Annotated in this window: 21 protein-coding genes, 1 tRNA gene and 1 pseudogene; 6 read left to right on the top strand and 17 right to left on the bottom strand. The window is 69.2% G+C overall.

Annotated elements, in window-relative coordinates; genetic code table 11:
- Window positions 1–85: 85 nt before the first annotated feature.
- The 3 genes from GWK25_RS36380 to GWK25_RS36390 are packed head-to-tail and all read right to left on the bottom strand — an operon-like array spanning window position 86 to window position 2,917.
- Window positions 86–1,246: an ATP-binding cassette domain-containing protein gene (locus tag GWK25_RS36380; RefSeq protein ID WP_251830573.1), complete on the bottom strand. Its 1,161-nt coding sequence runs from the start codon at window positions 1,244–1,246 to the stop codon at window positions 86–88.
- A complete protein-coding gene (locus GWK25_RS36385) occupies window positions 1,243–2,124 on the bottom strand; it encodes an ABC transporter permease (RefSeq protein WP_215455744.1) in 882 nt (293 codons plus the stop codon). The genes GWK25_RS36380 and GWK25_RS36385 overlap by 4 nt, the downstream gene beginning before the upstream one ends.
- Window positions 2,117–2,917 carry an ABC-2 family transporter protein gene (locus GWK25_RS36390; protein WP_215455745.1) on the bottom strand — a complete coding sequence of 267 codons (801 nt, stop codon included), beginning with the start codon at window positions 2,915–2,917 and terminating at the stop codon, window positions 2,117–2,119. Before GWK25_RS36390 ends, GWK25_RS36385 begins: the two co-directional genes overlap by 8 nt.
- A 750-nt stretch (window positions 2,918–3,667) precedes the next feature.
- Here GWK25_RS36390 and GWK25_RS36395 point away from each other — a divergent pair.
- Window positions 3,668–6,028, top strand: coding sequence for a transglycosylase domain-containing protein (locus GWK25_RS36395; RefSeq protein ID WP_374200711.1), 2,361 nt, complete (start codon window positions 3,668–3,670; stop codon window positions 6,026–6,028).
- A gap of 129 nt (window positions 6,029–6,157) precedes the next feature.
- Here the strand turns inward: GWK25_RS36395 and GWK25_RS36400 are convergent, their stop codons facing one another.
- Entirely contained in the window at window positions 6,158–6,502 is a 345-nt protein-coding gene (locus tag GWK25_RS36400) for a co-chaperone GroES (protein WP_005486682.1), read from the bottom strand.
- A 22-nt stretch (window positions 6,503–6,524) separates the two neighbouring features.
- Window positions 6,525–6,854 (bottom strand): DUF3618 domain-containing protein, encoded by a 330-nt coding sequence (locus GWK25_RS36405; RefSeq protein ID WP_215455746.1) that lies wholly within the window; start codon window positions 6,852–6,854, stop codon window positions 6,525–6,527.
- A 105-nt stretch (window positions 6,855–6,959) separates the two neighbouring features.
- Between GWK25_RS36405 and bcp the strand changes: the two genes are divergently transcribed.
- From bcp to GWK25_RS36425, 4 genes are all read left to right on the top strand, one after another.
- A complete protein-coding gene (bcp, locus tag GWK25_RS36410; RefSeq protein WP_215455747.1) occupies window positions 6,960–7,427 on the top strand; it encodes a thioredoxin-dependent thiol peroxidase in 468 nt (155 codons plus the stop codon).
- A 140-nt stretch (window positions 7,428–7,567) separates the two neighbouring features.
- Window positions 7,568–8,230 (top strand): HNH endonuclease, encoded by a 663-nt coding sequence (locus GWK25_RS36415; protein ID WP_215455748.1) that lies wholly within the window; start codon window positions 7,568–7,570, stop codon window positions 8,228–8,230.
- Window positions 8,227–8,886, top strand: a complete 660-nt coding sequence (locus GWK25_RS36420) for an HNH endonuclease signature motif containing protein (protein WP_215455749.1) — start codon at window positions 8,227–8,229, stop codon at window positions 8,884–8,886. Before GWK25_RS36415 ends, GWK25_RS36420 begins: the two co-directional genes overlap by 4 nt.
- A 17-nt stretch (window positions 8,887–8,903) precedes the next feature.
- A tRNA-Leu gene (locus GWK25_RS36425) sits at window positions 8,904–8,978 on the top strand.
- Window positions 8,979–9,033: 55 nt separating this feature from the next.
- On the opposite strand, the gene rdgB is transcribed toward GWK25_RS36425, so the two are convergent.
- From rdgB to GWK25_RS36445, 4 genes are all read right to left on the bottom strand, one after another.
- Complete coding sequence (gene rdgB, locus GWK25_RS36430) at window positions 9,034–9,636, bottom strand: RdgB/HAM1 family non-canonical purine NTP pyrophosphatase (protein ID WP_215455750.1); 603 nt, start codon at window positions 9,634–9,636, stop codon at window positions 9,034–9,036.
- Between the two features lie 76 nt (window positions 9,637–9,712).
- Window positions 9,713–10,111 (bottom strand): hypothetical protein, encoded by a 399-nt coding sequence (locus tag GWK25_RS36435; protein ID WP_215455751.1) that lies wholly within the window; start codon window positions 10,109–10,111, stop codon window positions 9,713–9,715.
- A gap of 172 nt (window positions 10,112–10,283) precedes the next feature.
- Window positions 10,284–11,021, bottom strand: a complete 738-nt coding sequence (rph, locus tag GWK25_RS36440) for a ribonuclease PH (RefSeq protein WP_215455752.1) — start codon at window positions 11,019–11,021, stop codon at window positions 10,284–10,286.
- 60 nt (window positions 11,022–11,081) lie between these two features.
- Window positions 11,082–11,315, bottom strand: coding sequence for a glucose PTS transporter subunit EIIB (locus tag GWK25_RS36445; RefSeq protein ID WP_045560653.1), 234 nt, complete (start codon window positions 11,313–11,315; stop codon window positions 11,082–11,084).
- Window positions 11,316–11,606: 291 nt separating this feature from the next.
- Here GWK25_RS36445 and GWK25_RS36450 point away from each other — a divergent pair, with 291 nt between their 5' ends.
- Complete coding sequence (locus tag GWK25_RS36450) at window positions 11,607–12,884, top strand: PTS transporter subunit EIIC (RefSeq protein ID WP_215455753.1); 1,278 nt, start codon at window positions 11,607–11,609, stop codon at window positions 12,882–12,884.
- 134 nt (window positions 12,885–13,018) lie between these two features.
- Here GWK25_RS36450 and GWK25_RS36455 read toward each other — a convergent pair whose 3' ends face one another.
- The 8 genes and pseudogenes from GWK25_RS36455 to GWK25_RS36480 form a co-directional block, all read right to left on the bottom strand.
- Complete coding sequence (locus GWK25_RS36455; protein ID WP_215455754.1) at window positions 13,019–13,771, bottom strand: MBL fold metallo-hydrolase; 753 nt, start codon at window positions 13,769–13,771, stop codon at window positions 13,019–13,021.
- Window positions 13,772–14,257: 486 nt separating this feature from the next.
- Entirely contained in the window at window positions 14,258–15,208 is a 951-nt protein-coding gene (locus GWK25_RS36460) for a PLP-dependent cysteine synthase family protein (RefSeq protein WP_215455755.1), read from the bottom strand.
- A 6-nt stretch (window positions 15,209–15,214) separates the two neighbouring features.
- Complete coding sequence (locus GWK25_RS36465) at window positions 15,215–15,493, bottom strand: MoaD/ThiS family protein (RefSeq protein WP_215455756.1); 279 nt, start codon at window positions 15,491–15,493, stop codon at window positions 15,215–15,217.
- A gap of 113 nt (window positions 15,494–15,606) precedes the next feature.
- Entirely contained in the window at window positions 15,607–15,702 is a 96-nt protein-coding gene (locus tag GWK25_RS44915) for a putative leader peptide (RefSeq protein WP_020115562.1), read from the bottom strand.
- 281 nt (window positions 15,703–15,983) lie between these two features.
- Window positions 15,984–16,094: pseudogene (locus GWK25_RS44015) on the bottom strand (LacI family transcriptional regulator); the annotation flags it as partial.
- A gap of 117 nt (window positions 16,095–16,211) precedes the next feature.
- On the bottom strand, window positions 16,212–16,634 hold the full coding sequence (locus GWK25_RS36470; RefSeq protein WP_215455757.1) for a Mov34/MPN/PAD-1 family protein: 423 nt from the start codon (window positions 16,632–16,634) through the stop codon (window positions 16,212–16,214).
- Window positions 16,635–16,709: 75 nt separating this feature from the next.
- The gene (locus GWK25_RS36475; RefSeq protein WP_215455758.1) at window positions 16,710–18,245 is read right to left on the bottom strand and encodes a sodium:alanine symporter family protein; all 1,536 of its coding nucleotides are present in this window, start codon (window positions 18,243–18,245) and stop codon (window positions 16,710–16,712) included.
- A gap of 424 nt (window positions 18,246–18,669) precedes the next feature.
- Complete coding sequence (locus tag GWK25_RS36480) at window positions 18,670–19,272, bottom strand: DUF2017 domain-containing protein (protein ID WP_215455759.1); 603 nt, start codon at window positions 19,270–19,272, stop codon at window positions 18,670–18,672.
- Window positions 19,273–19,277: the final 5 nt, after the last annotated feature.

The following is a 19,277-nucleotide window of genomic DNA, read 5'->3' on the forward strand; positions in this document are numbered from 1 at the left end:
CCGTCTGCCCCGCCGCCGCTCCCGCTCCGCGTCCCGACGGTCTCGCAGGGCGTCCCGCACCTGCTCCATCGCCTCCCGATGCGCCTCACGCATCGCATGCGTGTGATCGTGATGCGACGCGTGCAACTCCCGGCGCGCCTCCCGGCGTTCCAGCCGCTCCTGCCGCCGCGCCTCCTTCAACCGCTGGCGCTCGGCCTTGGGCACCTTGCGTTCCACCCCCCTCCGTCCCCTTCCCCACCCGCTCCGCCTGCTGCGCGTACATCTGGGCGATGACCGCCTCGATGTCCGGCTCCCGCACGGAGAGATCCACCAGCGGATACGCGGACGCTATCCGGGCCACCAGCGGGGCCGCCGACTCCGAGGCCGGGAACGCCAGCCACTGCCGGGGCCCCTCCACCCGGACGACCCGGGCGGGCGCGGCCTCGATCGGCGGCAGCTCCCTCTCCAGGTCCACGACGAGCGTCCGCTCGCTCTCGCCCACCTCGTGCAGCCCGGTCAGCGGGCCGTCGTACATCAGACGCCCGTGGTCGATGACCATCACCCGGCGGCACAGCTGCTCGATGTCCTGGAGGTCGTGCGTGGTGAGCAGCACGGTCGTGCCCCGCTCGGTGTTGAGGTCCTTGAGGAACTCGCGGACCTTGGCCTTGCTGATGACGTCGAGCCCGATCGTCGGCTCGTCCAGGTACAGCACCTCCGGGTCGTGCAGCAGGGCCGCCGCGATGTCCCCGCGCATCCGCTGCCCGAGCGAGAGCTGCCGTACGGGCACGTCGAGGAGCTCGCCCAGTTCGAGGAGTTCGACACACCGGTCGAGGTTCTCGCGGTAACGGGCGTCCGGGATGCGGTACATGCGGTGCATCAGCGCGTACGAGTCGATGAGGGGCAGGTCCCACCACAGGGTCGTCCGCTGCCCGAACACCACCCCGATCCGCCGGGCCAGCCGCGTCCGTTCCCGGGACGGGTCGATCCCGGCGACCCGCAGCCGCCCCCCGCTCGGCGTCAGGATCCCCGTCAGCATCTTGATGGTGGTGGACTTCCCGGCACCGTTCGGCCCGATGTAGCCGACCATCTCGCCGCGCGCCACCGTGAACGAGATCGAGTCGACCGCCCGCACCTCACGCCGCTCCCGGCGCAGGAACCCGGTTTTCCGGCGGACGTCGAAGACCTTCTCGACGCGGTCGAGTTCGATGAACGCGCTGTCCGCCGCGAACGCGCCGTCCGTCACCAACGCACTGTCTGCCACGCTCAGCTCCCTGTACTTCGATACGAACGCAGCCCCGCCCGCCAGGCGACCCCCGCCAGGGCGCAGCAGGCCACGCCGACCAGCGGGGGCGCGAAGGCCAGCCAGGCCGGCAGGTCGAGGGGGTAGGGGCGGCCCAGGACGTACAGTCCGGGCACCCAGTTGACGAAGGCGAGCGGCAGGACGAAGGTCACCCCGCGCACCAGGTCCTTGGCGAAGAGCGTCGGCGGGTACTGCAGGAGGGTCACGCCCCCGTACGTGAAGGCGTTCTGCACCTCGGAGGCGTCCTGTGCGACGAACTGGAAGGCCGCGCCCGCGACGAACACCGCGCCGAAGATCAGCCCGCCGCTGGCCACCATCAGCGGGATCATCAGCACCTTGGCCGGGGTCCAGGCGATGTCGAGCGTGGTCAGTGCGTAGCCGAGGACGAACAGGCCCTGGGTGATCCGGCCGAGGCGGCGCAGCGCGAACTTGTCGGCAGCGACCTGGGCGAGCACGGGCACGGGGCGGACGAGCAGGGTGTCCAGCGTGCCGTCGCGGACCCGGCGCCCGAGCCGGTCCATCGAGCCGATCATCAGATCCGCGAGGCCGAACGCGACGGCGGAGGTGCCGTACAGCAGGGCGATCTCGGGCAGGCTGAACCCGCCCAGCTCGTCGACCTGGGAGAACATCAGCAGGATCGCGACGAAGTCGAAGGAGGTCGCCGCGAAGTTCCCGAAGGTCGTCATGGCGAAGGACGCGCGGTAGGCCATCGTGGAGCGGATCCACATGGCGGCGATCATGCGGTAGGCCCGCAGCCCGTCGCGGACGCGGCTGTACGTGCCGTACTCGGCGAACGGGTGCTCCCGCTCGGCGCCCGTGACGGGGCGCTCGTCCAGGTCAGCCACCCTGGACCACCACCTTCCGGGTCGCCGCCGACTGGATCAGCCGGCCGACCGCGAGCAGGGCCGCGGCCCAGGCGAGCTGGAAGGCGTACGTCCCCAGCGGGTCGGCCTCGCCGAGAAGGACGTCCGCCGGGGCCTGGAGCAGCGCGGACCAGGGCAGGACGCGGGCGAGGTCGCCGAGCGCGCCGGGGAAGACGTTCAGCGGGAGGAGCATCCCGGAGAAGAAGACTCCGGTGAGCCAGGTGATCTGCATCGCTCCGGCGCCGTCGAGGAGCCAGAAGGCCCACAGCGCGACGATGTAACGGATCGCGAAGCTGACCAGAGCGCCGAGGGCGACCGCGACGAGACAGGCCACCCACGGCAGCGGGCCGGAGGGCAGGGCCAGGTCGAAGAAGAGGGCGCCGCACAGCATGGGCACGACACCGCGTCCCAGCAGCTGGAACAGGGCGCGGCCCATGTCGGCGGCGAGCCACCACAGCTGGAGGTCGACGGGCCGGTACAGGTCGACCGCGATGTCACCCGTCCGGATCCGCTCGATCAACTCCTCCTCGAAGCCGACGCTTCCCAGCACCATGACCGCGAACATCGCCTGGCCGACCCATACATAGGTGAGGGCCTGTGCTTGGTCGTAGCCGCCGAGGTCGGGCTTCTCCTGCCAGAGGGCCAGGTAGGTGTATGCGAGGATGAAGCCGAAGACGGTGTTGGTGAACACCCCCGCGGCGGTGGCCACCCGATATGTCGCGTACCGCCTGAAACCACCGGCGGCGACGGCGGCGTACAACCGCCCTGTGCCCACGAGGAAACCCCCATCCGCTGCGAAGAGTTAGGCGAAAGGCCGAGGCCTGGACCGATTCGGGCCGAAGCGAAGAAGCCTAGTCCGCGGCCGGAGGGTCCTGCTACGCGTTTTCGGGGCGGACAGCGGGGCGGACGGTGGCGCTCATGAGGCGTGCGGGGCACGTGCCGGGATCCGGGAACGGATCGCATGGTGCGAGAGTCTTCACTCAGGGGCACAGAACCGGCCCGGAGTGGGCGCAAAGCGTACGAGTCCGTACGGAAATGAACGTACGACGCGGAAACAGGAGCACGGCAGCACGATGAGCGACGAGCCGCAGCCGAAGCGGAACGGCCCGGGCTGGGCACCGAGAGACCCGGAGCCACGCACTCCGGGCACACCTCAGGGACCCGGTGCCGACGCCGACGCCGCCAGGAAAACGCCCACCGGCGACGCCGGCCCGGCCTCCGGCAAGGGAGCCGCGTCCGACGGACAACCGAACGGCCGTCCTCCGGCGACCGGCGTTTGCGGTCCCGATCTTCCTCCAGGCCAAGAACGGCACCGATACCGGTTCCGGCCCGCGGAACACCCAGGGCCACCCTGGGGATCACACCGGCCGCCCGGAAGCCGGCCCCCGCGCCCTCCCGGCCCGGCGCCGACACGCCCACCCAGGCGCTCGGCGTCATCTCCGCCGAGAAGGCGGGCCCCAGGACCGGCCCCACGGCCGCGACCGCTCCCGCCGCCGCGACCGCGTCCGCCGCCGCACCCGCCGCCGTGCCCGACATCACCCCGGCCCCCGCGGGCGACGGCAAGGGCAAGAAGCCCAAGCGGCCCAAGCGCACCGGCTTCAGGCGCCTGATCCCGACCTGGCGCATGGTGCTCGGCGCCTTCGTGGTCGGCGTCATGCTGATCGTCGGCGCCTTCGTGCTGGGCTACAACATGGTCCACATCCCCAAGCCGCAGGACGCCGCGACCAAGCAGAGCAACGTCTACCTCTACGCGGACGGCACCCAGATCGCCCGCGACGGTGAGGTCAACCGCGAGAACGTCCCGCTGTCGAAGGTCTCCAAGGCCGCCCAGCACGCCGTACTGGCCGCCGAGGACCGCGACTTCTACTCCGAGCCGGCCATCGACCTCAAGGCGATGGTCCGCGCGGCCTGGAACACCGCGACCGGCAAGGGCAAGCAGTCCGGCTCCACCATCACCCAGCAGTACGTGAAGAACTACTACCTGGCCCAGGACCAGACCGTCACCCGCAAGGTGAAGGAGTTCTTCATCGCGATCAAGCTGGACCGCGAGGTCACCAAGGACGAGATCCTGGAGGGCTACCTCAACACCAGCTTCTTCGGCCGCAACGCCTACGGCATCCAGGCCGCCGCCCAGGCCTACTACGGCGTCGACGCCGACGAACTCACCGCCGAGCAGGGCGCGTACCTCGCCGCGCTCGTCAACGCGCCGAGCATGTACGACGTCGTCGCCCACCCGGAGAACAAGGACGCGGCGGTCGCCCGCTGGAACTACGTCCTCGACGGCATGGTGAAGGAAGGCTGGCTCAAGCAGTCCGAGCGCACCGGCGCGAAGTTCCCGATGCCGAAGCAGGCCACCACCTCCACCGCCTTCTCCGGCCAGCGCGGCTACCTCGTCGAGGCCATCAAGTCGTACCTCTACGACCACAAGATCATCGACGAGGAGGCGCTGGAGAACGGCGGTGGCTACCGCATCACCACCACCATCCAGCCCAAGATGCAGAACGCCTTCATCAAGGCCGTCGACGACCAGCTGATGGACAAGCTCGACAAGAAGAACCGCAAGGTCGACAACTACGTCCGCGCCGGCGGTGTCTCCATCGACCCGAAGACCGGCAAGGTCATCGCGATGTACGGCGGCATCGACTACACCAAGCAGTACGTCAACAACGCGACCCGCCGTGACTTCCAGGTCGGCTCCACCTTCAAGCCGTTCGTGTTCACCGCCGCCGTGGAGAACGCCTCCAACACCCAGAGCGGCCAGGCGATCACCCCGAACACCGTCTACGACGGCACCAACAAGCGCCCCGTGACGGGCTGGCCCGGCCCGGCGTACGCCCCCGAGAACGAGGACTACGTCAACTACGGCAACATCTCCGTCCGTCAGGCCACCGAGAGTTCCGTGAACTCGGTGTACGCGCAGATGGCCGTGGACGTCGGCCCCGAGAAGATCGAGAAGACCGCGATCGACCTCGGGCTGCCCAAGAACACGCCGGACATGAACCCGTACCCGTCCATCGCCCTGGGCACCGCCACCGCGAGCATCCTCGACATGACGGAGGCGTACGCCACGCTCGCCAACCACGGCAAGCACGGCACGTACACGATGATCGAGAAGATCAGCAAGGACGGCGAGGTGATCAAGCTCCCGACCACGGAGTCCACCCAGGCCGTCAGCCGCAAGGCCGCCGACACCACGACCTCCGTCCTGCAGAGCGTCGTCCAGAACGGCACCGCCACCGCCGCGCAGGCCTCCGGGCACCCGGTCGCCGGCAAGACGGGCACCGCCGAGGAGGACAAGGCGGCCTGGTTCGCGGGCTACACCCCCGATCTCGCCACCGTCGTCTCCGTGATGGGCCAGGACCCCAAGACGGGCGTCCACAAGCCGCTCTACGGCGCGATGGGCCTGCCCCGCATCAACGGCGGTGGGGCGCCCACCCAGATCTGGGCGCAGTTCACCAAGGCCGCCCTGAAGGGCAAGAAGGTCAAGGAGTTCGACCTCGACCTCCAGGTCGGCGCGGACGTCGTGATCACCCCGCCCAGCACCCCGGCCGACGAGCCCGGCGCCACCGGCGACGAGGAGACCGGCGGCCCCACGGGCGAGGAGGAGACCGGCGGCCCGACGGACGACAGCACCGACACCGGCACCACCACCGGCGGTGGCGGCACCCCGACGACCGACGGCGGCGCGAGTTCCACGGGCGGGGCGACGACGGACGGAGGCACAGCCACCACCGGCGGCACCTCGACCGACGGCGGAGCGACCTCCACCGGCGGAGGGACGGCCGACGGAGGAGCCTCCTCCACCGGCGGAGCCACAGCCGACGGAGGAACGGGCGACGGCGGAGCGAACTCGGGAGGCGATACCTCGGTGGGACCGTTCGGGTAGCGCCGGCCGCGCGTAGGACAACGGCACCAAGCCGGCGACGGTGCCGGCGCAAGCAGAAGGCGGTGGGGGCTGGTGACCATGGTCACCAGCCCCCACCGCCTGTCACAGCAGGCGAATCAGAGACGTATCTCAGAGATACAGGCCCGTGGAGTCCTCCGACCCCTCGAACCGGTCCGCGGCCACGGCGTGCAGATCGCGCTCCCGCATCAGGACGTACGCCACGCCCCGCACCTCCACCTCGGCACGGTCCTCGGGGTCGTAGAGGACCCGGTCGCCGGGCTCGACGGTCCGGACGTTCTGGCCGACCGCGACGACCTCGGCCCAGGCGAGACGCCGGCCGACGGCCGCCGTCGCGGGGATCAGGATGCCGCCTCCGGAACGCCGCTCGCCCTCGGCGGTGTCCTGCCGCACGAGCACACGGTCGTGCAGCATCCGAATGGGCAACTTGTCGTCGTGCTGGGTCTTCTCGCTCACACCCCGAACCTACCTGTCCCCGTCAGACCCGACGACGCCGAGTGCCGAGGGCGAGGAGCCCCACCACCGCGACGACCACGAGGGCGACGGGCACGATGCGCTCGACCCGGGGCGCGCCGTCCTCGTCGACGAACTGGCCCCTGACGTCACCGACCACACGGTTGACCGAGACGTACGCCGCGCCGAGGGTGTGGTCGATGTTGGAGACGACCTTGGCCTTGGCGTCGCCCACGATGGTCCTGGGATGCACCCGCACGCCGATCTCGTCGAGCGTCTCGGCGAGGTTCTCGCGGCGGCGCTTGATGTCCGCCTCGATCTCGGCCGGGGTCCTGATGTCCGAGCTCTCCGCCACCGCGCGGCCTCCCGTAGTCGGTTGTCCCTGAAATCCCTTGGTTCCGCACAGTCTGTCAGCTCCACCCGGCACGGGACCGGCAGGGCCCGCCATTACGCTGGACCGATGAGCGAGCGACTCCAGCCCGGGGACGTGGCCCCCGCCTTCACCCTCCCGGACGCCGACGGCAACGAGGTGTCCCTGTCCGACCACAAGGGCCGCAAGGTCATCGTCTACTTCTACCCGGCCGCCCTGACCCCGGGCTGCACCAAGCAGGCCTGTGACTTCACCGACAACCTGGAGCTCCTCGCGGACGCCGGGTACGACGTGATCGGCATCTCCCCCGACAAGCCCGAGAAACTCGCCAAGTTCCGCGAGAAGGAGTCCCTGAAGGTCACCCTTCTCGGCGACCCCGACAAGACGGTGCTGGAGGCGTACGCGGCCTTCGGCGAGAAGAAGAACTACGGCAAGACCTACATGGGCGTCATCCGCTCCACGATCATCGTCGACGAGGAGGGCAAGGTGGCCCACGCCCTCTACAACGTCCGGGCGACGGGCCACGTGGCCAAACTCATCAAGGACCTGGGCATCTGACCCCGCCCCCCTCTCCACCCGAGAACGGCCCGCACCGCTTCCCCGGTACGGGCCGTTCCGCATTCCGGGCGTGACTGTCCGACTATCGGCTCGTTACTCCGTACGAGGGCACGAACGGATGACCGGAACGGAGGGGTTCGATGGGGGCCAGCGTGTACACAAAGGAGCGCCTGGAGGAGGCGGCTCGGGGGGCACGGACACTGTCGGAGGCCCTGGGGAGGCTGAGGGTGGATCCGAGAGGCTGGAAGCGCCGATACATCCACGAGCGGATGAAGAAGCTCGGAGTGGACGTCTCGCACTTCGAGCGCGAGGGCGCCAAGTGGACACGGGACATCCTTGAGCCGGTGGTCGCCCGCTCAACGAGCGTCAACGATGTGCTGCGGCAGTTGGGGCTCGACCCGGTAGGCGGCCACCACACGAACATCTCCCGCCGCATCAAGGCGTACGGACTGGACACCTCGCACTTCACACCGGTGGCCCGGACGGAGCGGCAGCGGTACAACCAGCGACGCCGCACAGCCGAGGAGATCCTCGTCGAGGACACCTCGGCGCATGCCAGGCGGGTACCGGGCAGCCGTCTCAAGCGGGCGCTGCGCGAGCAGGGCGTGGAGGAGCGTTGCGCCCTGTGCGGTATCGAACCGGTGTGGCTCGGAGAAGCGCTCCCCATCGAGGTCGACCACATCGACGGCGATTGGCGGAACAACCGGATCGAGAACCTGAGACTGCTATGCCCCAACTGCCACTCGACGACCGACAGTTACCGGGGACGCGGCAAACGGCACGGCACGGGCCGAGTGTCATGACCAAGGGCACGCGGTATACCAGGGAGCGGCTAGCGGAAGCAGCCCGTCTATGCGCCGACATCGACGAGGTCATCGCCTTTCTCGGCACACAGCCGTACGAGCGACTCCGAAGCTACCTCACCGGACGGTTCGCTCACTTCGGCATCGACATCTCGCACTTCCGTCCTCACGGCAGACGTCCCCGCCCCACCGAGAGCGAACTGCGAGCGGCGGTAGCGGAGTCGGCATCCCTCGCAGAGGTGCTGCGCCGCTTGGACCGCCCGGGCAACGGCTCGCAGCGCACTCAACTGCGCGGATGGATTGCTGAGCACAAGATCGCCACCTCACACTTTCTAGGGCAGGCCCATCAACGGGGCAAACCCGCCGCCAACGCCAGGCGCCCCGAGGAAGTGCTGGTGCGGCAGAGCGGAACACACCGGACGCAGACCAGGCGCATACGACGCGCCCTTCTAGCAGTCGGCGCACCCGAGGAATGCGCACGATGCGGAGTCGGGCCCGAGTGGCTCGGCAAGCCGATGACACTGGAGGTCGATCACATCAACGGGGACTGGAGCGATAACCGGCGCGAGAACCTGCGGTTGCTGTGCCCCAACTGCCACGCGATCACGAGCACGTGGTGCAGGGGAGGCGGCCGACGCAGTCGCGATGCCCAGTAGAGTAGGCACCGCGTTGCGGGCCCGTATCCCAGCAGGCTAGAGGACGCCGCCTTAGAAGCGGTGCGTCGTGGGTTCAAGTCCCACCGGGCCCACAGAAAAAGGAAGCCCCGCACCTTCGATTCAAAGGTGCGGGGCTCTTCCGTGAAGTCAGCCCAACAGCTCCCGCAGCACCGGCACCAACCCCCGGAACGCCTTGCCCCGGTGGCTGATCGCGTTCTTCTCCTCCGCCGTCAGCTGGGCGCAGCTCCTCGTGTCGCCGTCCGGCTGGAGGATCGGGTCGTAGCCGAAGCCGTTCGTGCCGACGGGGGCATGGCGCAGGGTGCCCCGCAGCTGCCCCTCGACCACCCGCTCCGTGCCGTCCGGCAGGGCCAGGGCCGCCGCGCAGTTGAAGTGGGCGCCGCGGTGTTCGTCGGCGATGTCGCCGAGCTGGGCGAGGAGCAGTTCCAGGTTGGCCTTGTCGTCGCCGTGGCGGCCGGCCCAGCGGGCGGAGAAGATTCCGGGGGCGCCGCCCAGGACGTCGACGCAGAGGCCGGAGTCGTCGGCGATGGCGGGGAAGCCGGTGGCGCGGGCGAGGGCGTGGGCCTTCAGCAGGGCGTTCTCGGCGAAGGTGACGCCGGTCTCCTTGACGTCGGGGACGTCAGGGTAGGCGTCCGCGCCGACGAGGTCGTGGGTCAGACCGGCGTCGGCGAGGATGGCCTTCAGTTCGGTGAGCTTGCCGGCATTGCGGGTGGCGAGGATCAGGCGGGTCATGCCCACCAGTATCGCGATCCCCGCCGCCCGGCTCCGCCGAGTTCGGCCGAGCCCGCCTCCACCGAGTTCCGTGGGGTTACGACGTGCAGACCTTCGTCAGTTCGCCCGCCGCGTCGGTGATGCCGCTGATGTCGGGGGTGGTGTCCCCGTTCTCCACGGCGGTCTGGGTGTCGGTGACGGCCTTCTGGAGCGAGTCGACGGCCTTGTTGACGTCGGCGTTGTCGGTCTTGTCGCCGATGTCGTCGAGGTTCTTGTCGATCGAGGCGAGGGACTCCTCCAGCTGCGTGGGGTCGTCCGCCGCGGTCTGGACGGCCTGCTGGAGGTCGTCCACGCTCTGGGCGATGGCCTCGGCGGTCTGGACGCAGTCCAGGGCCTTGTTCACGGCGTCGCAGCCGGTGGTGAGCCCTACCGTCAGGGCGACGGCGGCTATGGCTCCGGCGATGGTGGTCGTACGACGTCGGCGACTCGCGGCCATGGAACGGTCCTCCCGAGGAACTGGGTGCAGGCCTGACGGCCCCCTGTGTGGTGCATGTACGGCTACTGCTGTGTGGCCGGGTGCACGGTGGTGTGCCGTGCACCCGTATGTGCAAGGACGCCGGCGGGGCCGCCACGGTTGCCGGCGGCGGCTCTCGCTCTTGGCGCGTCCTTTACTTTTCGAGGACCGTATCAAGCGCCTTGCGCTGCAGGAGCGCCAGCTCCGTGCAGCCGGAGACGGCGAGGTCCAGCAAGGAGTTGAGCTCCTCGCGGGCGAACGGCTCGGCCTCGGCGGTGCCCTGGACCTCGACGAAGCGGCCGTCGCCGGTGCAGACGACGTTCATGTCGGTGTCGGCCTTCACGTCCTCCTCGTAGCGGAGGTCGAGGAGGGGGACGCCGCCGACGATGCCGACGGAGACGGCCGAGACGGTGCCGGTGAGCGGCTGGCGGTTGGCCTTGATCAGCTTCTTGCCCTGGGCCCAGGACACGGCGTCGGCCAGTGCGACGTACGCGCCGGTGATGGCCGCCGTGCGGGTGCCGCCGTCGGCCTGGAGGACGTCGCAGTCGAGGACGATGGTGTTCTCGCCGAGCGCCTTGTAGTCGATGACGGCGCGCAGGGAGCGTCCGATGAGGCGGGAGATCTCGTGGGTGCGGCCGCCGATCCTGCCGCGTACGGACTCACGGTCGCCGCGGGTGTTGGTGGCGCGGGGGAGCATCGAGTACTCGGCGGTCACCCAGCCCTCGCCGCTGCCCTTGCGCCAGCGGGGGACGCCTTCGGTGACGGAGGCGGTGCAGAAGACCTTCGTGTCGCCGAAGGAGATGAGGACGGAGCCCTCGGCATGCTTGCTCCACCCGCGTTCGATGGTGACCGGGCGGAGCTGTTCGGGCGTGCGGCCGTCGATTCGAGACATGCCGCTGAGCTTAGGGGGTGTCGTGCGACACCCCCTCATCGCGTTCGGGGCCTCGGGGCCCTACATCATGTCCTCGATCTCCGCGGCGATGGGGTCGGCGTCGGTGCCGATGACGACCTGGATGGCGGTGCCCATCTTGACGACGCCGTGGGCGCCGGCGGCCTTGAGGGCGGCCTCGTCGACGAGGGAGGCGTCATGGACCTCGGTGCGCAGGCGGGTGATGCAGCCCTCGACCTCGTCGATGTTGTCGAGGCCGCCGAGCCCGGCGACGATCTTCTCAGCCTTGGTGGCCATGGCGTCTCTCCCTGATGACCGTGTGGAGCGTGGAGTGCGGAGCGCTTGCGAAGCGTTGCGAATCGTTCGCGACTGGTCTACACCACGCGGGGCATGCCCGCCAAGCGGGCCGGGGAACGCGGTGCGAAGTCCCGGCGACATCACGAAGGCATAAAACGGGAATCGCGGGTTCCTTGGCCGCCCTCCGCCGTGCTACAACAGGTCTACACCACTGAATGGTGTAGACCTCTCCGTGCTGCCCCTCCCCCACACTCCCGTCCCCGGGCGGCGCCCTGCCTTATGGAGGAAGTTGTGACCACGGCCAGCGCCGCTCCCGCGGCCGCAGACAACAAGGGCCCCGGCTGGGGCTCCCGCACGATGGCTGTCATGCAGCGTATCGGCCGCAGCCTGATGCTGCCGGTCGCCGTCCTGCCGGCCGCAGCCCTGCTCGTCCGACTCGGCAGCGCGGACACGTTCGGCAGCGACTCGTTCCCCGGGTTCGTCACCAAGTTCGCGAGCTTCATGGCGGCCGGCGGCGGTGCCATCCTCGACAACATGCCGCTGCTGTTCGCCGTCGGCATCGCGATCGGCTTCGCGAAGAAGTCGGACGGCTCGACCGCCCTGGCCGCGGTCGTCGGTTACCTCGTCTTCCAGAAGGTGCTGGGCACCTTCACCGACTCCAACCTCCCTCAGAAGGCCACGGTCGTCGACGGCAAGGTCGTGATGGTGGACGCGGCGGTCAACGCCGGTGTCCTCGGCGGTGTCGTGATGGGCCTGGTCGTCGCCCTGCTCTACCAGCGCTTCTACCGCACCAAGCTGCCCGACTGGGCCGGCTTCTTCGGCGGTCGCCGCCTCGTGCCGATCCTGGCTGCCCTCGCGGGCCTGTTCATCGGCATCGTCTTCGGGTACATCTGGCCGGTCCTCGGCGCGGGTCTGCACAACTTCGGCGAGTGGCTGGTCGGCTCCGGCGCGGTCGGCGCGGGCATCTTCGGTGTCGCCAACCGCGCGCTGATCCCGGTCGGCATGCACCACCTGCTGAACTCGTTCCCGTGGTTCCAGGCCGGTTCGTACGAGGGCAAGAGCGGTGACATCGCGCGCTTCCTGGCCGGTGACCCGACCGCCGGACAGTTCATGACCGGCTTCTTCCCGATCATGATGTTCGGCCTGCCGGCCGTCTGTCTCGCGATCTACCACGCGGCCCGCCCGGAGCGCCGCGCGGTGGTCGGCGGCATGATGTTCTCCATGGCGCTGACCTCGTTCGTCACCGGTGTCACCGAGCCGATCGAGTTCACGTTCATGTTCATCGCCCCGGTCCTGTACGCCATCCACGCCGTGCTCACCGGTGTCTCCATGGCCCTGACCTGGGCGCTCGGCATGAAGGACGGCTTCGGCTTCTCGGCCGGCGTGATCGACTTCGGCCTCAACCTGGGCATCGCCACCAAGCCCTGGGCCCTGCTCCTGGTGGGTCTGTGCTTCGGCGTCCTCTACTACGTGATCTTCCGGTTCGCGATCGTCCGCTTCAACCTGCCGACCCCCGGCCGGGAGTCGGACGAGGAGCTCGCCGAGCTCCAGAAGGCGGAGGCCAAGTAGCCGCCACGGCTCCCCCTCAGCACGAGGAAGGCCCCCGGAGTCCGCTCCGGGGGCCTTCGCGTACGTCGTGCCGGGCGCCTCGCGGCTCCTCGCGTACGTCGTGCTCGGATCACGCGTATCGCCTACGGCGTACCTCAGACCTCGTACGACACCCTGGGCACCGCCAGCTCCACCGGGCCGTCGTACACCGCGCGGGCGTCGACGAGGTTGACCTGGGGGTCCGTCCACGGCGGGACGTGGGTGAGGACGAGACGGCGGGCGCCCGCCCGTGCGGCCGTCTCACCGGCCTCGCGGCCGTTGAGATGGAGGTCCGGGATGTTCTCCTTGCCGTGTGTGAAGGCGGCCTCGCACAGGAACAGGTCGGCGTCGCGTGCCAGTTCGTCCAGGGTGTCGGTGACGCCGGTGTCCCCGGAGTACGTCAGGACCCGGCCGCCGTGTTCGATGCGGATGCCGTACGCCTCGACGGGGTGGGCGACCCGTTCCGTGTGGACGGTGAACGGGCCGATCTCGAACGTGCTCGGCTTGACCGTGTGGAAGTCGAAGACCTCGCTCATGGAGGAGGCGGACGGGGTGTCGGCGTAGGCCGTGGTCAGGCGCTGCTCGGTGCCTTCGGGTCCGTAGACCGGGATGGGGTCGCAGCGGCCGCCGTCGTGGCGGTAGTACCGTGCGACGAAATACGCGCACATGTCGATGCAGTGGTCGGCGTGCAGATGGCTGAGGAAGATCGCGTCGAGGTCGTAGAGACCGCAGTGGCGCTGCAGCTCGCCCAGGGCACCGTTGCCCATGTCGAGGAGCAGCCGGAAGCCGTCGGCCTCTACGAGGTAGCTCGAACAGGCCGATTCCGCGGAAGGGAACGACCCCGAGCAGCCGACGACGGTGAGCTTCATGAGAGCTGGAACCTCCGCGCTGGCGTGAAGTCGTGACAGTCGTGTCAGTCGTGACGTGCAGACGGGTTGCGTATTGCGGGTGGCGGGGTTGCGAAGGACGGACATGGGTGCAACACGGTTGGTGCGGTCCGTTGAGCGTAAGGCGCAAAAGGGCCGGTCGCTCCTCCGCCAGGGGCCGTTGTGGGCGAACTCACCTGTGCTGTCACCGGTTCGGCTGGTGGTGGGGCCGTCCCGGGGGAGCGGAAGGGGGCGCGTTGTCGGGTGCGGGGGCGTGGGGGCTTGTCGCGCAGTTCCCCACGCCCCGGAAAAGCAGGGGCTGCGCCCCGTGCTTTTCATCCAGCCGCCCCATCGCCTTTCGGGCCCGCAGCCCCGTGGTCTTTCAGGCCCGCAGGGCCTGATCTTTTAGGGGCGCGGGGAACTGCGCGAGAAGCCCCACCGGAGCCGCACCCGCCGACGCACCCCGCGCCCCCACCCGGGAACGCTCCCCTACGCCCAGAGCTGGCCCTGCAGCGTCTCGATGGCCTCTTCCGTCGTCGCGGCGGTGTAGACGCCCGTCGACAGGTACTTCCAGCCGCCGTCGGCGACCACGAAGACGATGTCGGCCGGCTCGCCGGACCTGACCGCCTTGTTGCCGACTCCGATGGCGGCGTGCAGCGCGGCCCCCGTGGAGACGCCCGCGAAGATGCCCTCCTGCTGGAGCAGTTCCCGTGTGCGCGTCACCGCGTCGGCGGAGCCGACGGAGAAGCGGGTGGTGAGGACCGACGCGTCGTAGAGCTCCGGCACGAACCCCTCGTCGAGGTTGCGCAGGCCGTAGACGAGGTCGTCGTAGCGCGGCTCGGCTGCGACGATCCGCACCTCCGGCTTGTGCTCGCGCAGGAAACGGCCCACGCCCATCAGCGTCCCCGTCGTACCGAGGCCGGCGACGAAATGGGTGATGGAGGGGAGGTCCGCCAGGATCTCCGGGCCCGTCGTCGCGTAGTGGGCGCCCGCGTTGTCGGGGTTGCCGTACTGGTAGAGCATCACCCAGTCGGGGTGCTCGGCGGAGAGTTCCTTGGCGACGCGTACGGCCGTGTTGGAGCCGCCTGCGGCCGGGGACGAGATGATCTCGGCGCCCCACATGCCGAGCAGGTCACGCCGTTCCTGCGAGGTGTTCTCGGGCATGACGCAGACCATGCGGTAGCCCTTGAGCTTGGCCGCCATGGCGAGGGAGATGCCCGTGTTGCCCGAGGTGGGCTCCAGGATCGTGCAGCCGGGGGTCAGCCGCCCGTCCTTCTCCGCCTGTTCGATCATGTACAGGGCGGGCCGGTCCTTGACCGAACCCGTCGGGTTGCGGTCCTCCAGCTTCGCCCAGATCCGGACGTCGGCGGACGGCGACAGCCGCGGCAGGCACACCAGAGGGGTGTTGCCCACCGCGGCCAGCGGGGAGTCGTAGCGCATGGGTGATCAGGCCATGCCGCCGGCCACGGCCGGCAGGATCGTCACGTTGTCGCCGTCGGACAGCTTGGTGTTGATGCCCTCCAGGAAGCGGACGTCCTCGTCGTTCAGGTAGACGTTGACGAAGCGGCGCAGTTCACCGCCGTCCACGATGCGCGCCTGGATGCCCGCGTGACGGCTCTCGAGGTCGGTGAACAGCTCGGCGAGGGTGGCACCGGCCCCCTCCACCGCCTTCTGACCGTCGGTGTACTGGCGGAGGATCGTGGGGATGCGGACCTCGATGGCCATGGTGTGCGGCTCCTGTCGGGAGTGGTGGGTCGGTGGCGCGCGGCAGCGCGGAGTGCGTGGTCACACAGGTGTCGGCGCCGCGGCTCACGGCCGTACGGCGGCAGGGGTCGGCGTCAACAGATGGCGCTGGCAAGCCTGCACAGGTCGACGTGCAGCCGCGCCACGAGCAGTGCGCCCGGCGTCTTCTCGCTCACGTCGTCAAAAACCATGCGCTCATCGTATCGATTCCCGGTCCGGGTCCCGGAATGTGATCCCACATTCCGGACGGTTTCGGGCCGGGGAGTGAGACCACGCACCTCAGCGACGGTCCGGTCACCCGCTCGCCCCACCGCTCGGCGACTGTTCGAACGCCGCTCGACCACTGCTCGCCGCCTCCCCTGCGCCGCCCGTACGCCTGTCAGGCGGACTGCCGTACGACGAGTCTCCGGGGCGTTCGACTGAGCATGAGACCTGGCAACAGGACTCACTCCCGCCCAGTCCCTGGGGAACGGTCGATGAAGAGCCGCTTCTGCGGCCGGCCGGCGACGACCGCGATGACGTTGTTGCGGCGGGTGACCAGCTGGCGGGCGGCGGAGTTCGGGACGTAGCCGGGTTCGGCGATGACCTCCCGGACCGCGCGCCTGTTGTGTCAACACCGTCTCCGTCACGGGCAGTTGGTGCGTGCGCGTGCCTACGCCTGGTCAGCACCACCGTAGCCGCGATCGTGCCCGCCGACGGTTCAGTACGCGTCGACGATCCGCACGTCCTCCTCGGTGACCTCGCCCTCGACGATCCGGTACGAGCGGAACTGGAAGTCGCCGAGGCCGTCGGTGTCGGCGGTGGAGACGAGGACGTAGTGGGCGCCGGGCTCGTTCGCGTAGGAGATGTCGGTGCGCGAGGGGAAGGCCTCGGTGGCGGTGTGGGAGTGGTAGATGACCACGGGCTCCTCGTCGCGGTCGTCCATCTCGCGGTAGAGCTTGAGCAGGTCGCCGGAGTCGAACTCGTAGAACGTGGGCGACATGGCCGCGTTCAGCATCGGGATGAAGCGCTCGGGGCGGTCCGAGCCCGCCGGTCCGGCGACGACGCCGCACGCCTCGTCGGGGTGGTCCTTGCGCGCGTGGGCGACGATCTGGTCGACGAGGGCCTGGGTGATGGTCAGCATGTTCGTCAGGATAAGCAGAGGGCCGTCCCGTACCGAAGAGTGGTACGGGACGGCCCACATGCTGGGCGGGGAGGCTCAGTCGAGCGCCTTGACGGCTTCCTGGGCCTCGTCGGCTTCCGGCAAGCCGGCCTTGCGGCGGTTGACGAACTCCAGGAAGGAGTTCAGCTCGCGCTTGACGACCGGGGCCAGCAGATACAGGCCGATGATGTTGAAGACCGAGAGCAGGAACAGGGCCGAGTCGGCCAGGCTGATCAGCGAGTCGAGGGACATCAGGGCGCCGAGGACGACGAACGCGCTCCACAGCGCCTTGAAGGTGACCTCGCTGGCCTTGCTCCGGCCGAAGAGGTACGACCATGCCTTGAGGCCGTAGTAGCCCCAGGTCAGGATCGTGGAGAAGGCGAACAGCAGCACAGCGACGGTCAGCAGGTGCGGGAACCAGGGCAGCACGGTCGCGAAGGCGTCGGAGGTGATGGTGACGCCGCCGATGTCCCCGTTGCCCGCGGCGCGCTCGGCCCAGCTGTCCGGCTTGGCGATGACGATGGTCAGCGCGGTCATGGTGCAGATGACGACCGTGTCGATGAACGGCTCCAGCAGCGCGACCAGGCCCTCGCTCGCGGGGTGCTTGGTCTTGACCGCGGAGTGGGCGATCGGGGCGGAGCCGAGGCCGGCCTCGTTGGAGAAGGCGGCTCGCTGGAAGCCGACGATCAGGGCGCCGATCACACCACCGACGACACCTTCGGGCTCGAACGCACGCCGGAAGATCTCCATGACGGCGTCCGGCACCGCGGTGACGTTGCCGATGATGACGACCAGGCAGGCCACGATGTACATGGCGGCCATCGCCGGGACCAGCTTGCTGGTGACGGAGCCGATGGAGCGGATGCCGCCGAGCAGCACCAGGCCGACCAACGCGGCGACGACCAGACCGAAGAGGACGGCACCGGCGGAGGAGGCCATGAAGCCGTCCTCGCCGCCGAGGGTCCCGGCGACCTGGGCGTAGCTCTGGTTGGCCTGGAAGAGGTTGCCGCCGAACAGGCCGAAGAAGAGGATCATGACCGAGGCGAGGATGGCGAGCACCTTGCCGAGCTTGGCGCCGCCGCTGCCGAAGCGCTCGGCGAGGCCCTTGGGCAGGTAGTGCATCGGACCGCCGGAGACGGTGCCGTCGGCGTGCTCCTCGCGGTACTTCACACCGAGGGTGACCTCGACGAACTTGCTGGCCATGCCGAGCAGACCGCACAGGATCATCCAGAACGTGGCGCCGGCGCCGCCGATGGAGACGGCGATGGCGACACCGGCGATGTTACCGAGGCCGACGGTGCCGGAGACGGCGGCGGTCAGGGCCTGGAAGTGGTTGATCTCGCCGGGCGAGCCGTCCTCGTCATACTTGCCTCGTACGACGTCCACGGCGAGCTTGAACTTACGTACCTGGACCAGCCCGAACCAGGCGGTGAAGATCAGGCCCGCGATCACGAGCCAGCCGACGATGAGCGGGAGCTCGGTGTCCCCTACGGGAACGGTGTAGAAGACGACCTCGCCGACTTCTCTCGCTACCGGTTCGAAGAAATCACTGACGGCGTCGTCAATGGAGTTGGTGATCGAGTCGAGTGACATCTAGCTACCTCGGTGGCGCGGGGACGCGCTGGCGGGTTCGCGCAGCGGTACAGGTGCGGTCGTGAAGCGGACGCCGTTGTCCGCTCGGCGACCGCGGAGTGGTACGGCCCGCGGACCGGGGCCGGGCTTACTCCTGGTCATGCACACCGGCTGTGGCCGGACGATCCGGACGGGGCAGGGGTGTCGTCGCGTCCGGATCCGGGAAGTCTTATCAGGGTTTTACTGATTCTTGGGTGACCCGCATCACGCAGAACGGCCCCAGGAGGCGAAGCCCCTGGGGCGGTGACAGGATCGTTATCCGGTTTTGAGCGTCCTCTGAGCGAACACAGAATCCGCACAATACGGCGGATCTCCGGGCAGCGATGTGCCGGTATCGGCGGCTCGCCGACTCACGCCGTCACCGACATGGCATCCCGGTGTCACGTCACGGCATCAACGTCTCGACGAGCGAGTCCTGGAGACCGCCCAGCCACAGGTACGCCATCACCATCGGCTTGCGCGGGTCCTCGTCCGGGAGCCGGTAGAGGAGGTCGGTGTCCTCCTCGTCGACGACGTCGAGGCGGGAGCCGATGGCCAGCCGCAGGTCGTTGAGGCAGCCGAGCCACTGCCGGGACTCCTGGGTCGACAGCTTGAGCACGGCCCCGCCCTCACCGGTCGCGGCCAGCGCGTCCAGGGAGTGGATCACCGCGAGGGCGTTGTCGCGCTTGCCGGCCCGCAGATCGTTCTCGGTGAAGCGGCGGAACTCCGAGGAGTACGCCCGCTGTTCCTCTGCCTCCCGGGCCGTCGGGGTGCCCTCGGGGTCGCTGTAGGCGTCCGGGAACAGTCGGAGCAGGACGGGGTCCTTGGGCGGTTCGCTCGGGCCCTCGGCGAAGAGTTCGGCGAGCGGGTCGTCGGGTGCGTCCTCGGCGGGCCCCGGCCCGATCAGCTCCAGGAGCTGCACCGCCAGCGAGCGGATGATGGAGATCTCGACCTCGTCGAGCGCGACGGCCGCGCCGCCGCCGGGGAGCGATTCGAATTGTCCTGGCATCAGGT

The organism is Streptomyces sp. ATCC 21386 (genome assembly GCF_018728545.1).
In the GTDB taxonomy this organism is placed as follows: Bacteria; Actinomycetota; Actinomycetes; order Streptomycetales; family Streptomycetaceae; genus Streptomyces.

Coding starts and splice junctions, on each gene's coding strand:
- GWK25_RS36480 (WP_215455759.1), bottom strand. CDS start 19,272: ATGCCAGGACAATTCGAATCGCTCCCCGGCGGCGGCGCGGCCGTCGCG.
- GWK25_RS36415 (WP_215455748.1), top strand. CDS start 7,568: ATGGGGGCCAGCGTGTACACAAAGGAGCGCCTGGAGGAGGCGGCTCGG.
- bcp (WP_215455747.1), top strand. CDS start 6,960: ATGAGCGAGCGACTCCAGCCCGGGGACGTGGCCCCCGCCTTCACCCTC.
- GWK25_RS36475 (WP_215455758.1), bottom strand. CDS start 18,245: ATGTCACTCGACTCGATCACCAACTCCATTGACGACGCCGTCAGTGAT.
- GWK25_RS36455 (WP_215455754.1), bottom strand. CDS start 13,771: ATGAAGCTCACCGTCGTCGGCTGCTCGGGGTCGTTCCCTTCCGCGGAA.
- GWK25_RS44915 (WP_020115562.1), bottom strand. CDS start 15,702: ATGGTTTTTGACGACGTGAGCGAGAAGACGCCGGGCGCACTGCTCGTG.
- GWK25_RS36465 (WP_215455756.1), bottom strand. CDS start 15,493: ATGGCCATCGAGGTCCGCATCCCCACGATCCTCCGCCAGTACACCGAC.
- GWK25_RS36420 (WP_215455749.1), top strand. CDS start 8,227: ATGACCAAGGGCACGCGGTATACCAGGGAGCGGCTAGCGGAAGCAGCC.
- GWK25_RS36435 (WP_215455751.1), bottom strand. CDS start 10,111: ATGGCCGCGAGTCGCCGACGTCGTACGACCACCATCGCCGGAGCCATA.
- rdgB (WP_215455750.1), bottom strand. CDS start 9,636: ATGACCCGCCTGATCCTCGCCACCCGCAATGCCGGCAAGCTCACCGAA.
- GWK25_RS36470 (WP_215455757.1), bottom strand. CDS start 16,634: ATGCTGACCATCACCCAGGCCCTCGTCGACCAGATCGTCGCCCACGCG.
- GWK25_RS36460 (WP_215455755.1), bottom strand. CDS start 15,208: ATGCGCTACGACTCCCCGCTGGCCGCGGTGGGCAACACCCCTCTGGTG.
- rph (WP_215455752.1), bottom strand. CDS start 11,021: ATGTCTCGAATCGACGGCCGCACGCCCGAACAGCTCCGCCCGGTCACC.
- GWK25_RS36445 (WP_045560653.1), bottom strand. CDS start 11,315: ATGGCCACCAAGGCTGAGAAGATCGTCGCCGGGCTCGGCGGCCTCGAC.